We start from the raw sequence: 14,770 nt of genomic DNA on the forward strand, positions 1-14,770 counted from the left end.
ATATTTTTTGGAGCTAAGTCGATGACTGATGTCAGCCAAGCGTTTGCTGAAATTAAGCGTGGTGCAGAAGAAATTTTGCTAGAGAGTGAATTACTAGAAAAATTAAAAACGGGAAAGCCACTAAAAATTAAAGCAGGGTTTGACCCTACAGCACCAGACTTACATCTAGGTCATACGGTATTAATTAATAAGTTGCGTCAGTTTCAACAACTTGGCCATGAAGTTATTTTCTTAATTGGCGACTTCACTGGCATGATAGGTGATCCAACCGGTAAAAATGTTACGCGTAAAGCGTTAACAAGAGAAGACGTGCTGGCAAATGCTGAAACTTATAAAGAACAAGTTTTTAAAATTCTAGACCCAGCTAAAACAACGGTTGCTTTTAACTCTACCTGGATGGATAAGTTAGGCGCTGCTGGTATGTTAAAACTGGCATCTCGTCAGACGGTTGCCCGTATGATGGAACGTGATGATTTCAAAAAACGTTACACCAGCGGTCAATCTATTGCCATTCATGAGTTTATGTATCCTCTCGTTCAGGGCTGGGATTCTGTAGCCTTAGAGGCTGATGTTGAGCTAGGTGGCACTGATCAGAAATTTAATTTGTTAATGGGGCGCGAATTACAAAAATCAGAGGGGCAACGACCGCAAACCGTCTTAATGATGCCTCTTTTAGAGGGGTTAGACGGTGTACAGAAAATGTCTAAGTCGCTTAATAACTATATTGGTATAACGGATAGCCCAACAGAAATGTTTGGTAAAATAATGTCTATTTCTGATGTATTGATGTGGCGCTATTATGAACTGTTGAGTTTTAAGCCAATGGAAGAAATTGCTGGCTATAAAACAAAAATTGCTGAAGGAATGAATCCTCGCGATGTAAAAATCGATTTAGCCAAAGAGTTAATTGCTCGTTTTCATGATGATGAAGCGGCTGATGCGGCACATCAAGAATTTATTAATCGTTTTCAAAAAGGCGCAATGCCTGATGAAATTGAGGATAAATTAGTTCAGATAGCCGATGACAGTGGAGACATCGCTATTGCTAACCTACTAAAAGAAGCGGGCTTAGTAGCGAGTACTTCAGATGCCATGCGAATGATTAAGCAAGGGGCGGCTAAAATTGAAGGTGAAAAAATTACCGACAGCAAGTTACGTATTGCTTCGGGGACTACGGCTATTTACCAAGTTGGCAAACGTAAATTTGCTAAAGTAACAGTAAAATAACCTCACATATTTATAACCTATGTATAAGCCAGTATTTATTACTGGCTTTTTTATCAGTGCATTAAAGAGTCAGGTGTTTTACGCTAAAATCATAATGACTTTTATTTATTATCTCAGTAATAAAATCCAGCATAATTGCTTAATAATTATTCGTCAATTTTTTTTACACTAACGCTAAATCTAGTCGTAAGTACAGAATGCTTTATCTCCAGTTCTTTGTTAAATAACAACATTTTAATCTTGGAATAATTTGTGCTTAATTTAAGTGTCGAGTTAAGGTTGTTAACCGATAAATCCCACTCATTAAAGTTGTCGAGTTGTTATTTTGTTGAACCAAATATTAAATACAGTATTGAGCCGCACTATGGAAAATAAACCCGAGAGAAATAATTTAATCGAACGGCGACAATATTTTGATGACAGTGAGTTTGAATCTGATAATAATTGGAAAAAATTAACGTTAGCTCAACGTTTTGCTGCACTAAGTTTAACTAAATATGGCTATGAACTCCGCTTCACTCGGTTTACATCGAGTGGCAGTACTGCTGTTCTTGTCTTAAAAAATGGTACACCAGCAACTATAAGCGAAGATGGCGACATTAATACTACACCAGATATCAATATACGATAGTGATACTAGTTGTCGACTTTATCTGCTGCCAGTAGAGTTCTGCTTCTAAACTAACTTCTATTCTGCATTGCTAGTATTGCTAGTATTGCTAGTATTGCCGGTATTGCCGGTATTGCGAGTAATGGCACCATTGCTGCCATTGATACCATAACCACCATCGTCATTATTATCCGCTGCCAGTAGAGTTCTGCCCCTAAACTAACCTCGATTATCGATTACCTAAATTGAAACACCACCGTTATCACTCTACAGCCACTGCAGATATTTTACGACGCTAGTTGTTACCTTTCCTGATACTAATGTTGCTTTAACCCTATATTTTGGAGGGTTATTTTTCTTTTGTTTATTGATCTACATCAGATCACTGTTTAACCGTGAGCGTACTATATGCGACATATTGTCGCAGTAGTACCTTTAGGTTTACTGAATTAAAATTAAATAAAAGAATGTTAAGTCATGGCTAAGAATAGAGTAAAGACATCTAAAATTAACCGTTTGCTATTAATGCTTTCGATATTTTTATCTGTAGTAATGCCTGTACAAGCTTTGTTTGTTAGCCCGCCTAAAGACCCTATTCCACTTATCCATGAAATATTCCCAGAAGCAACATCAATATCAGATAAGCAAGGTGAACCGTTAATTTGGACCATATATAAAGACAAAGACATTATTGGCTATGCTTTTGAAACAAACGACTTAGCTAAAATGCCAGCTTATTCTGGTGAGCCAGTCAATATGTTAGTCGCCATTAGCCCAGCAGGTGTTTATTTGGGAGCTAAAGTTCTAGAGCATCATGAACCTATTATTCTTGCTGGCATCCCTGAAAGTAAACTGTATGAATTTGCTGATCAATATAATGGTTTAAACGTAAGTGACAGATTAAAGGTCGGTGGCAATAACAAGGAAGGCGTTATTCATATCGATGGGCTTTCTGGTGCAACTGTTACTGTCATGGTGATGAATGTAGCAATTACTAAAGCGGCAACAAAAGTCGCTCGTTCTTTAGGTATTATTAAAGCTAGCCAAGACATTATTCAACCTATGTCCAGAATATACCCAGATGTCTATCAAAAGCTTGATTGGCAAGGACTCCTTGGTGACGGCTCCATTCGAAAATTAGCCTTAAATAGAAAAATAGTTGATGAAGCGTTTGCGGGGACTAGAGTTGAGCATGTTGATGAAGCAAGTGCAGAGCAGAAACAACAGCTGTTTGCTGAAATTTACTTTGCTCAGGCTGATATCCCAACGGTGGGTCGTAACTTATTAGGAGATAGTGAATATCAATGGTTAATGGCAAGCCTTAAAGAGGGTGAACATGCCATTATTATGCTGGGAAATGGCTATTCTTATAAAGGGTCGGGTTATGTGCGTGGCGGTATTTTTGATCGTATTCAAATACTACAAAATAACGAAGCCTTTGCCTTTCGTGATTTAGATCATAACCGTGTTACTGATCTTTATATTGCTGGCGCACCTAGATTTAAAGAAATGTCATTATTTATTGTCCGTGCCGAGCACCAGTTTAACCCCGGTGTTGATTGGCAGGTGGAGTTACTTGTTCGCCGCCAATTAGGCGCAGTCGATAGCTTATTTACCTCTTTTAAAGGCGATTATCACACATTAGATAAGTATGTTGACCGTCCAGCTCTTATTTATCCTGAGCCAGAGTTAACCTTGATTCAAGAAGTTTGGCAAGAGAAAGAAGCTGAAGTCATTATCTTGATTATTTTACTTGCTGTCGTTGTCATGAGTTTGTTTTTTCAAGATATATTGGTACGCCACCCAACTTTTATGCACAACTTCCGTCATTTGTTTTTGATTATTACTGTCGTCTTTATTGGTTGGTCATGGGGTGGCCAGTTGTCTGTGGTCAATGTATTTACTTTCTTACAAGCCTTAATGTCTGATTTTTCGTGGGATTTATTCTTACTCGACCCGATTATATTTATTTTATGGGGAGCGGCAGCCGTTACCATGATTTTATGGGGCCGGGCGGTTTATTGTGGCTGGTTGTGCCCATTTGGCGCTTTACAAGAGTTGATGAATATCTTTGCTCGCTACATAAAAATACCACAATTTGAATTACCTTGGGCCGTGCATGAAAGATTATGGGCCATTAAATATCTGATTCTATTAGCACTTTTTGGTTTGTCGATGGAATCATTATCACTGGCTGAACATTTCGCTGAAGTTGAACCTTTTAAAACAACGTTCTTATTAAAGTTTGATCGAGAATGGCCATTTGTTTTATATGCATCAGTACTCTTGATTATCAATATCTTTAATCGCAAATTCTTTTGTCGTTATTTGTGCCCATTAGGCGCTGCATTATCAACCAGTAATAGTATTCGTTTATTTAGCTGGTTACGTCGTCGCCCTGAATGTGGTCAGCCTTGTAAAACCTGTGCTAAAGAGTGTGAAATTCAAGCGATAGACCCTAATGGCGTGATCAATATGCGCGAGTGTCACTATTGTCTCGACTGCCAAGTCACTTACTTTAACGATGAGAAATGTCCACCATTGAAAAAATTAGCACGCAAAAAAGCAAAGTATAAAGAAACAGAAATAGAAGCAGTAAATGTCGGTTAGCAAGTAAATAAAAGTATACAAGCAAGTGTTGGAATCAATATTAAAAAAATTAACCATAATGGAGAAAAGTAATGAGTAATGACGATAAAAGCTCTAATAACGTAGAGTTAGAGAACGAAGGTAGACGTAAGTTTTTTGGTAAAACAGCGATATTAGGTGCTGGTGTTGTTGCTGCTCCAATGACGGCAGCTATGTTTTCATCAATGGCACAAGCTCGTGCTAAAGATGCCGGCAGTGATCCGTTTGTTCATCCTGGTGATTTAGATGAGTATTATGGTTTTTGGTCAGGTGGTCAATCTGGTGAAGTACGTATTATGGGTATTCCATCAATGCGTGAGTTAATGCGTATTCCTGTCTTTAACATTGATAGTGCGACTGGTTGGGGCTTAACAAACGAGTCTAAACGTATTAAAGGCGATAGTGCCAATATTATGGTTGGCGATACGCATCACCCTCATATGAGTATGACTGACGGTCGTTATAACGGTAAATATGTTTTCATTAACGATAAATCAAATACACGTGTAGCACGCATTCGATGTGATGTGATGAAAACGGATAAAATGCTTACCGTTCCTAATACACAAGCAATTCACGGTTTACGTGTACAAAAAGTACCCTATACAAAATACATAGTATGTAATGGCGAGTTTGAGGTGCCAATTGTCAATGATGGTAAAGCCTCTTTAGAAGATGTAAGTACTTATCGTTCAATATATAACGTGATTGATGCGGAAACGATGGAAATGGCTTTCCAAGTCATCGTTGATGGTAACTTAGATAACACCGACGCTGATTATGATGGAAAATATTTTGCATCTACATGTTACAACTCAGAAATGGGGATGAGCTTGGGTGAAATGATCACATCTGAACGCGATCATGTTGTTGTATTTAGTCTAGCGCGTTGTGAAGCTGCAGTTAAGGCAGGTAAATTCAAAACTTATAATGGCAACAATGTACCTGTTTTAGATGGTCGTAAAGGCTCTCAATTAACGCGTTATATTCCGGTTCCTAAATCACCACATGGTTTGAACACGTCACCTAATGGTGAGTATTTCATCGCTAACGGTAAATTATCACCGACCGTTTCAATCATCTCAATTAAAAAATTAGATGCATTATTCGCTGATGAAATTAAACCACGTGATACGATTATTGCGGAACCAGAATTAGGTTTAGGCCCACTTCATACCGCATTTGATAACAAAGGTAATGCGTACACAACATTATTTCTTGATAGCCAAATTGCTAAGTGGAATGTTCAAGACGCTATTGATGCCCACAATGGTAAGAAAGTGAACTATATTCGTCAAAAACTAGATGTTCATTATCAACCCGGTCACAACCATACAACAATGGGAGAAACACGTGATGCTGATGGTAAATGGTTAGTCTCTTTATGTAAGTTTTCTAAAGACAGATTTTTACCTGTTGGTCCTTTACGTCCAGAAAACGATCAATTAATTGACATTTCAGGTGACGAAATGAAAATTGTTCATGATGGACCTGCATTTGCTGAACCACATGATTGTATGATGGTACACCGCACTAAAATGAAACCATTAAAATTGTGGCCTCGTACGGATCCAATGTTTGCAGAAACAATTGCTATAGCAAAACGTGATGGCGTAGATGTGTACTCTGAAAACAAAATTATTCGTGATGGTAAAAAAGTACGCGTTTACATGACCTCAATCGCGCCAACTTACGGTATGACTGAATTTAAAGTGAAGTTAGGTGATGAAGTGACTGTTATCGTCACTAACCTCGACCAAGTCGAAGATGTAACCCACGGTTTTTGTATGACTGATCACGGCGCGCAAATGGAAATTGGTCCACAAGCAACTGCTTCTATTACTTTTATGGCGAATAAACCCGGTGTTTATTGGTATTACTGTAATTGGTTCTGTCATGCATTACACATGGAAATGCGCGGTCGTATGTTGGTTGAAGCTTAGTATTAAGTTAAGTACATTTTAGTTTTAATAGACTTAACGTTTAACGAAGTTAATCCAGATCAAGGGCATATCATTAAAAGGTGATATGCTTTTTTTACTTACAAATATTATTGATTTTTGGTGGTTTTCTCTTGGTAAAATGCAAATCAGTGTTTATATTTATTAGTGTGTTTTGTCTTTTTATTAAGCCGCTTTGCGCTGAAAATATTAAGCTGACGCCACAAGATAATTTACAACAACAGCTTGATAAAGCCGTTGATGGTGATGTTGTTATTCTTACTCCCGGTCGTTATTTAGGCAACTTCATTATTGAACATTCGATTACACTTTCAGCCCAGCGTGATGATTTAGGCAAAGTGATTATTGATGCGCAAGGTGATGGTCATGCTTTGCTACTGAAAAACTCTAACATCACCATAAAAAATCTCACCATAGTTAATTGGGGAAGTAACCTTACTGAGCAACATTCTGCTATTTATTCTGAAAAAAAATCCAGCCATATAGTGATTAAAAACAACAAGCTTAAAGGTGATGGCTTTGGTATTTGGTTACAAAAAAGCGAACACATAAAAGTCCTTAATAATACTGTTGAAGGTAATTTGAGCTTACGCTCAGCCGATAGAGGTAACGGTATTCAGCTTTCTATCGTGAAACATGCTGAAGTCCGAGGAAATGAAATATTTAACACCCGTGATGGGCTTTATATTATTTCTAGTCAAGAGAATATTTTAGAAAATAATACTCTGCACGACTTACGCTATGGCATTCATTATATGTATTCATACGACAATTCGGTAATTAATAATTTTGCTTATAACACGCGAGCTGGCTATGCGCTAATGAGCTCTAGGCGATTAATTATCAGCGGGAATACAACGATAGACAGTGAAGATTATGGTTTTTTATTTAATTATATAACACAGTCAACTATCAGCAATAATATTGTTAAACGTGTTTGGACAAAGCCTGAAAATAAAGTATTAGGCCGTGATGGTAAAGGGCTCTTTGTTTATAATTCAGGTTATAACACTTTAAAAAACAATCTTGTCGAAGGCGCTGAAATAGGCATTCATTTAACGGCTGGTTCAGAAAATATTAAAATTTACGGTAACAGTTTTATTAATAACCCGACACAAGTTAAGTACGTTTCCAATAAAAAGCAAGAGTGGAGCTTAGCGGGTAAAGGTAATTACTGGAGTAATTACCTCGGTTGGGATATGAATAACGATAACATTGGCGATGTTATGTTTGAACCAAACGATGGTATCGACAAATTAGTTTGGCAATACCCAGAAATGAAAATGCTAATGGACAGCCCCGCGATTATTATTCTGCGATGGGTGCAACGTCAATTTCCAGTACTAAAACCACCCGGTGTGAAAGACAGTTTTCCGTTGATGTCCTCACCACATCACCGAAATACTGATGAAAATTTCTCAAGGGTACAAAAGATTAATGCAGAGGCACTAAAAACTGACACGGCAGATAATCAATCTTCTGTTGTGCAACGTGCAGAGCATTAAGGATATAAATTGATGAACACTACAGACAAAACACCTCTGGTTAAACTAACTAACGTGGGTAAAAAATATCCCAAATTAACAGCACTAGACTCTGTTGATATGCAACTTTCACAGGGAGAAGTCTTAGGACTTTTTGGTCATAATGGTGCGGGTAAAACCACCATGATGAAGCTTATTCTTGGCGTTATTACGCCAAGTCATGGCAATGTTAAAGTGATGGGGATGGCACCAGATTCTAAAGAAGCTTGGCACATGCGCGCTAAAATTGGTTATTTACCTGAAAATGTTAGTTTTTATGAGCAATTAACCGGTTTAGAAGTGCTTAGTTATTTTGCTAAACTTAAGGGCTTTGACAAAAAACATGCAATGGCTTTACTCGAGCAAGTTGGGGTTGCTCATGCCATGAAGCGGCAAGTTAAAACGTATTCAAAAGGAATGAGGCAACGTTTAGGGTTAGCACAGGCTTTTATCGGCAATCCAGCTCTGTTGTTGCTTGATGAACCCACTGTTGGCTTAGATCCTATGGCAACTGCTGATTTTTATAAAACGGTTGATGATCTAAAAAGCCAAGGAACCAGTGTTATTTTATGTTCACACGTTTTACCCGGTGTTGAACAACATATTGACCGAGCGATGATATTATCTTCCGGCAAAGTGCTTGCTATGGGCTCTTTAGAAGAGTTACGCCAAGCCGCCGCCTTGCCCGTCACCATCAAAGTTGAAGGTTTAAATGGTTCGCTTCAAGGCGATCCTAAATTGGCTAAATTTTTATTAGATAAAAATCATGGTGATTTACTGACGGTACCTGAGCAAGATAAATTAGCGACCTTGCGTCAGTTACTGAGTTATCAAGCGATTAAAGATGTCAGAGTTGATTCGGCCAATTTAGAGCAAGTTTATCAATTTTATTTATCACGCCATTTAGCTGACCATGTCGATAATAAAAATACCGCTAAGGAGCCCCGCTAATGAAACAAATATTAGCCGTTGCCAACAAAGAATTTCATGATGGTTTACGTAACCGTTGGCTAGTGTCAATTACTGTTATTTTTGCTATTTTGTCTATTGGTTTGACCTATTTTGGTGCTGCAGCGTCAGGGACAGTAGGCGTAACCTCTTTATCAACAACGATAGCGAGTCTGGCCAGTTTAGCGGTATTTCTTATTCCACTCATTGCATTACTGCTCAGTTACGACAGTTTTGTGGGTGAACAAGAAAGCGGTACCTTGTTATTATTGTTGACTTATCCCTTAAGTAAAAGCCAACTGTTATTAGGTAAGTTTTTAGGACAAGGCGGTATTATTGCACTTGCAACCCTTTTGGGCTTTGGCTCGTCGGCGCTAATCTTATATTATCAACTAAACGACAGTGCCGTTTTTAATGTTTTTGCTACCTTTATTGGGAGTGCTGTTTTATTAGGTTTAAGTTTTACCGCCATCGCTTATTTGATCAGTTTATCGGTAAGTGAAAAATCAAAAGCAGCGGGTTTTGCTTTAATTACTTGGTTTTTCTTTGCGTTAGTTTTTGATTTAGCGTTGCTGGCGTTATTGGTCAGTGTGGAACAAGGTATTAGCCAGCAGGGACTTACCCAATTAATGATGCTAAATCCAGCCGATATATTTAGATTAGTAAATCTTGCCGGCCTTGATAGTGGTGACGTTAATGGCGCTTTAGCGATTGCAATAAAATCGAGTCTGTCACAAGGGCAATTATTTAGCATTTTACTGGCATGGGTCATGGTACCTATCATTATTGCCATTTTTATTTTTAGGAAAAAAACACTCTAATGAATATTTTAAAGCCTAGCTTACCCCTTTTATTGATAACCCTATTGTTGGCAGCACTGCTGTCTGCGTGTTCTAAAAATGACGAGGTCGCCCAATCGTTACATGAAGCCGTGGCGATAGAAACAGCCGATGAATGTCATTTGTGTGGTATGTTAATTTCAAACTTTAGTGGTCCTAAAGGGGAATTATTTAGAAAGGGTCTTACTAAAGCGGAAGGCGATAGTGTGAAAAAGTTTTGCTCGACTCGCGATATGTTTAGCTTTTACTTAGACCCTGAGAATAAGCGAAATGTTACCACCATATTAGTACACGATATGAGTAAATCACCGTGGAAAACACCAAATGACCAATACTTTATTGATGCCCGCAACGCATGGTTTGTTGCTGGCTCAATTAAAACAGGTGCGATGGGTAAAACGCTGGCAAGTTTTAGTAAACAAAAAGATGCGCAAACCTTTGCAGCTGAATTTGGTGGTAAGGTCATTAATTTTACCCAAGTTGATTTATCTGTGTTGATGTAAGCTATTTACACAAAACGCTCTGCTGTTATTTTATTACTTGCGCAAATAGTTGTAATTTTTTTTCAGCAGGGTAGGCTAAAGTTATCCTTTTCATTATCTATGCCTTTTATTCTTGATTAAAAATAGCCAGCCAATATCTTTTCAGCTTATTTTTTTAATAACCTTGCTATGCTTTTCAGCACTAATGCTCTCAGGTTGTACATTATACCAACCGGCCATTTCAAAATATCAAACTAACTTTAATTTTTCAAAGGTAAGCAGCTACGCTTTTTATAAGCGTAACTCTGACTTTGGCCAGTTTCAAAATATTAGTTATACCACGCGTAACAGTATTGAATTAGCCATAGAGCAAGTATTAGATAAGAATGGTTTTATTTATAATACGCTAGATGATGCTGATATTGTGATTACTTATCATCTTGTTAATGAAAACACTAAGGAATTATTAACCTACAATAAAGGGGTGCTTTATTGTTCTCTTTGTTTGCGTGGCGGTGAAGCGCAAGCGGACAAAAAACAGTGGCAAACTAAACCGGGAAGTTTAATTATTGATGTACTCGACCCTGAAAAAAAACGTTCAGTTTGGCGAAGTGTTTACCCTTTGAAAATTAATGCTAAAACCGATAATAGTAGAGAGGCTCAATTGAAAATTTACCGGGCTATTGATGCGATGATAGATAAATATCCTCATTCTCGTGATGCAAGTAAAGCTAACAATGCTTAAATGGTTAACGATAACACTGATAGCCGTAGTGATTTTTATTACTATTTTATTAGGCTTGGGGTATTTATTAAAAGAACATGAAATAGCAACAACGCATTTAAAACATCAGCTTGATCAGGAAAGGGCTGCTCAAAAAAGCAAAGAAAAAAGAAATAAACACAAGCTTAACACGGTTATTGAAACCTCTCTTGTTAACGTTGCTGCCAAGACGAATACATTAACAAGTAAAACCTTTGTCTCGGTCAAACAAAAAATATTGCTAGAAAATTTAACCTGCTCATCAAAAAAACAATGTGTGTTAGTTAACATTACCTTTGGAGAGTTAACATGTGCCTTTGCTATTAATACCATTGGCGCCTCTTTATTAGCGAAAACAGCAGGTGAGTCGAGTTCAGTGGCAAGGTGTCCTCGCTACCCCGCAAAGAGTCAATTGAGTTGTCAGAATAATTTATGCAGCTACTCAAACATTAATAATTAACTCTCCTGTGGAGTTGAAGAAAATAGCGGTTTATAATGAAGTACTTTTTACCCAGATAATAACTTTTATGACCTTTCCAAATGATGAAACAGGCCAAATTTTGGCTGAAATGCAAGATGCTGGTATTGATTTGTCTATTATTCATCCCGTCGTGTTTTTTCAATTGTTCGAAAAAAAAGAACAAGCCCAAGCAATGGCTGATTATTTAGCAGAACATGCACCTGAAATGGAATTAGTCATTCATCCTGATGAAACACCTAATGTTTGGGATTTAGATTGTACTGTAAAAATGCTACCTTGCTACGATGCGATTGTCGCGCAAGAAGCACAACTTGAACAACTTGCTGCAAAGTATAATGGCTATAACGATGGCTGGGGAATGGAGGCTTAAACAGAGGAACTCGACGTTTAACTTTCTTTGTCTTCGTCCCAAAAGGCATAATGATTTTTGCCTTTTCGTTTCACCGAATACATCGCTTTGTCAGCTCTCTCATAGATATTGGCAAAGCTTTCATTATTTTTTTCAAAAACGCATATCCCGATACTTAAATTAATTGATATTTTTATCCCTTCAATTTTAGTGGGTTTAGCTAATATTGTTAATATCGACTGGGCTAATAATTCAAGGGCTAGTCTATCGGTTGTTTTACAAATAATCGCGAATTCATCGCCTCCGAATCGGGCAATTAAGGCGTCTGTTGGTGCTAAGGCATCAAAGTTACTGGTAACATGCAGCAGTAATTTATCGCCCACTTTATGTCCGTAAATATCATTTATTGATTTAAAATCGTCTAAGTCAATAAAAAATAAGGCACCACCACAATATTTACTGGTGTTAGTGTAGACTTCAAAATTATGTTGAAGGGCTTTTCTGTTTAATAAATTAGTGAGCGGATCTAAATTAGCATATTGAGCTAACTCTAATTCATAAAGTTTTTCTTGGGTAATATCAGTATGTGTTCCTGTCATACGTAAAGGATTATTATCATCATCAAATTCAATAACCCTACCGCGATCAGATACCCATACATCACCTCCGTCCTTGTGCTTCATAAGGTAAGTCATATGAAAGTAGGGGGTTATTCCCGCTAAATGTTCTTCAAATGCAGCGATAACTTTTTCTTTATCATCTGGATGTAAGTTGTTTTTCCAAGAGGATACTGTTGATTCAATTTCATTGGTTTCAAAACCGCACATGCTACCAAACGCTTGATCTAATATTTTTAACTGCCCACTAGGTATATGTTGCTCCCAGATAAATAAACCAGTTCTATCTAGAGCCGCAGATAAGTACTCAGTTAATTTTTTATGTTCATCTTTAATAAGCTCATTTTCTTGAGTTAACATGACTATTTTGTTGGATAGTTTTTCAATGATTTTATCTTTATCAGTCATAAAATAGTTCGATGAGTATTATTAATGGCTTAGTCGCTTAATGAAATCATAAAGTGATTAAAAATTAGTCTTTAGTATCTCTTAATTATCTAACAGAAACAAACAACTTATCGACATCTGTAAAGCACTGAGCTGGCATTATTTACTTTCTTCTTTTTCAACAATATGAAACGCTGGCAGTGAAACTCGCCAATAAATAGCGGCTAGTCTCAGCGTTAATGCGCCAAGAATTGCAGAAATGATGGCGATATTTTCTGGCCAAGCTAAGTATCGAAATAACGCATACAAAGAGCCGCCTAAGATCGCAGCAGTAGCATAAATTTCTTTTTGTAAGATCATTGGAATAACATTACATATAACATCACGGATCATTCCTCCAGCAACACCGGTAATGGTGCCCATTACAACAGCAACAAATACAGGAGCGCCTAAACTTAATGATTTCTCAGTACCTAAAACAGCAAATAATGCTAAACCAAATGCATCAGCAATCAGTAAAAAGCGCTTTGGAATACGCTTAGGACGGCGAATAATGATAATTGTTAACACTGCAGTCAATAAAATAACATAAAGATAAATGGGATTGGCAACCCAAAATACTGGCGTATCTAAAGTAATATCGCGGATGGTACCGCCGCCAATCGCTGTCACTGCGGCTAATACGACAACACCAAAAGGGTCGAGCTTATACCGCCCCGCCATTAATGCACCCGATAAGGCAAAGACAACAATACCAAATAAATCTAACCAGTAAAGAAGTTCATACATGTTTTTTACCTATTGATATTGAACGAGTAAATAAATAATGTCAGTAGTGTTAAAAATAGAAAACAAAAATAGAACACTTGGCTAATACGTTTGCTGGCATGAATAATATCAGTAGCTTGAGGCTGCCTTCCGTGATCGTTGTAACTTGTTTTACGTAATTTTATATTTTGATACATAGCCACACCACCAAGTTTAACCTCTAATGACAAGGCAAATAAATTGAGCACATAGCTATTATTTAATTGAAAAAAGTAGCGGCGATTTAACCGAAAAAATAAAACGAAATTTTTGCCAATACAACCAAACAGCAGGATTAATGAAAAAATACGGCTAGGTAGCCATTGTATAATGTTGACAATAAAAGCAACACTGTCGCCAAAAGGTTGAAAACTATTTTGTTTGTTATTCCAGCTGTAATGCATCTCAATAAGCAATCGACAAACTAAAGCAGTAAGCGGACCAAAAAGTAAAAATACCAAGCTAATAGTGAATAGATTTTGCACCGCTCGAAGCAATAACATTTCAATACAGCTCTTTGCTAAGCCTAAAGAGGAAAGCTGTTCGGTATTTCGCAACAGCCAGGGGTTTAATAACTGTTTAGCCTCGAAATTTTTGTTGGCGACAATTAACTTAGCAATCTCTTTACTTGTTTTTCCTAGTTGTAAACAGCCTAAGGCAAGATAAAGTAAAAATCCCTGCCAAAGCCAGGTGGCCTCAACAAAAGCTTCAAATAACCAAAGAATAATGACTATAGGCGTAAGGCTAACGGCAATAGCAATTAAGCCAGAAATAAAACGCTGACGGTCAGTATTCTTACTTTTATTGACTTTTTTGGCGAGCTGATCGCAAAAAATTCGAAAAAACCTTAAGGGTTGATGACTCGCTAAATAGCCAGTAAAAAGCTTAATCAAAATAACACCGTAAAGCATGACAACTGAATAGGCGAAAGGGCTGATATCAATTAAGTTTGTTAGATTATTAGCAGTCATATTTATAGCCATTCCATTAAATTATTGCTCACTTGTGCGGGTTAAAATACTCCAAACCTGCTGCGCACTCAACGCCTATAGCCAGTGATTAGAAAATCGTCAGCCTTGCCTTGATATATTCTCCTTGCGCGAACAAGCTCACAAAATTAGTGGAGTTGGTATCGATTAAACTTAGGG

At 37.4% G+C, this 14,770-nt stretch carries 14 protein-coding genes; 11 read left to right on the forward strand and 3 right to left on the reverse strand.

The window, feature by feature from the left end:
* The first annotated feature begins 21 nt into the window (after positions 1 to 21).
* The 11 genes from tyrS (at position 22) to H4J57_RS16380 (ending at position 11,832) form a co-directional block, all read left to right on the forward strand.
* Positions 22 to 1,227 carry a tyrosine--tRNA ligase gene (gene tyrS, locus H4J57_RS16330; RefSeq protein ID WP_182243639.1) on the forward strand — a complete coding sequence of 402 codons (1,206 nt, stop codon included), beginning with the start codon at positions 22 to 24 and terminating at the stop codon, positions 1,225 to 1,227.
* A 364-nt stretch (positions 1,228 to 1,591) separates the two neighbouring features.
* Positions 1,592 to 1,858 (forward strand): hypothetical protein, encoded by a 267-nt coding sequence (locus tag H4J57_RS16335; protein WP_070375611.1) that lies wholly within the window; start codon positions 1,592 to 1,594, stop codon positions 1,856 to 1,858.
* A 456-nt stretch (positions 1,859 to 2,314) separates the two neighbouring features.
* Positions 2,315 to 4,447: a transcriptional regulator NosR gene (gene nosR / locus H4J57_RS16340; RefSeq protein ID WP_182243621.1), complete on the forward strand. Its 2,133-nt coding sequence runs from the start codon at positions 2,315 to 2,317 to the stop codon at positions 4,445 to 4,447.
* A gap of 71 nt (positions 4,448 to 4,518) precedes the next feature.
* Entirely contained in the window at positions 4,519 to 6,408 is a 1,890-nt protein-coding gene (gene nosZ / locus H4J57_RS16345) for a TAT-dependent nitrous-oxide reductase (protein ID WP_182216762.1), read from the forward strand.
* A 149-nt stretch (positions 6,409 to 6,557) separates the two neighbouring features.
* On the forward strand, positions 6,558 to 7,931 hold the full coding sequence (locus H4J57_RS16350; protein WP_310733729.1) for a nitrous oxide reductase family maturation protein NosD: 1,374 nt from the start codon (positions 6,558 to 6,560) through the stop codon (positions 7,929 to 7,931).
* Between the two features lie 12 nt (positions 7,932 to 7,943).
* Entirely contained in the window at positions 7,944 to 8,900 is a 957-nt protein-coding gene (locus H4J57_RS16355) for an ABC transporter ATP-binding protein (RefSeq protein WP_182243623.1), read from the forward strand.
* The gene (locus tag H4J57_RS16360) at positions 8,900 to 9,718 is read left to right on the forward strand and encodes an ABC transporter permease (protein WP_182243624.1); all 819 of its coding nucleotides are present in this window, start codon (positions 8,900 to 8,902) and stop codon (positions 9,716 to 9,718) included. Before H4J57_RS16355 ends, H4J57_RS16360 begins: the two co-directional genes overlap by 1 nt.
* The gene (locus H4J57_RS16365) at positions 9,718 to 10,239 is read left to right on the forward strand and encodes a nitrous oxide reductase accessory protein NosL (RefSeq protein ID WP_182216769.1); all 522 of its coding nucleotides are present in this window, start codon (positions 9,718 to 9,720) and stop codon (positions 10,237 to 10,239) included. Before H4J57_RS16360 ends, H4J57_RS16365 begins: the two co-directional genes overlap by 1 nt.
* A gap of 184 nt (positions 10,240 to 10,423) precedes the next feature.
* Entirely contained in the window at positions 10,424 to 10,963 is a 540-nt protein-coding gene (locus H4J57_RS16370; RefSeq protein WP_182216771.1) for a DUF4136 domain-containing protein, read from the forward strand.
* Positions 10,956 to 11,441: a hypothetical protein gene (locus H4J57_RS16375; protein ID WP_182216772.1), complete on the forward strand. Its 486-nt coding sequence runs from the start codon at positions 10,956 to 10,958 to the stop codon at positions 11,439 to 11,441. The genes H4J57_RS16370 and H4J57_RS16375 overlap by 8 nt, the downstream gene beginning before the upstream one ends.
* Positions 11,442 to 11,508: 67 nt before the next feature.
* Positions 11,509 to 11,832: a ribonuclease E inhibitor RraB gene (locus H4J57_RS16380; protein WP_070375614.1), complete on the forward strand. Its 324-nt coding sequence runs from the start codon at positions 11,509 to 11,511 to the stop codon at positions 11,830 to 11,832.
* 17 nt (positions 11,833 to 11,849) lie between these two features.
* Here H4J57_RS16380 and H4J57_RS16385 read toward each other — a convergent pair whose 3' ends face one another.
* The 3 genes from H4J57_RS16385 to H4J57_RS16395 all read right to left on the reverse strand — a co-directional run bounded on the left by H4J57_RS16385 (position 11,850) and on the right by H4J57_RS16395 (position 14,593).
* A complete protein-coding gene (locus H4J57_RS16385; RefSeq protein WP_182243625.1) occupies positions 11,850 to 12,836 on the reverse strand; it encodes a sensor domain-containing diguanylate cyclase in 987 nt (328 codons plus the stop codon).
* A gap of 138 nt (positions 12,837 to 12,974) precedes the next feature.
* On the reverse strand, positions 12,975 to 13,604 hold the full coding sequence (locus H4J57_RS16390) for a trimeric intracellular cation channel family protein (protein ID WP_070375615.1): 630 nt from the start codon (positions 13,602 to 13,604) through the stop codon (positions 12,975 to 12,977).
* A 5-nt stretch (positions 13,605 to 13,609) separates the two neighbouring features.
* A complete protein-coding gene (locus H4J57_RS16395; RefSeq protein ID WP_182222749.1) occupies positions 13,610 to 14,593 on the reverse strand; it encodes a cobalamin biosynthesis protein in 984 nt (327 codons plus the stop codon).
* Positions 14,594 to 14,770 lie beyond the last annotated feature (177 nt).

Source organism: Colwellia sp. BRX8-7 (genome assembly GCF_014077275.1).
Taxonomy (GTDB): Bacteria; Pseudomonadota; Gammaproteobacteria; order Enterobacterales; family Alteromonadaceae; genus Colwellia_A.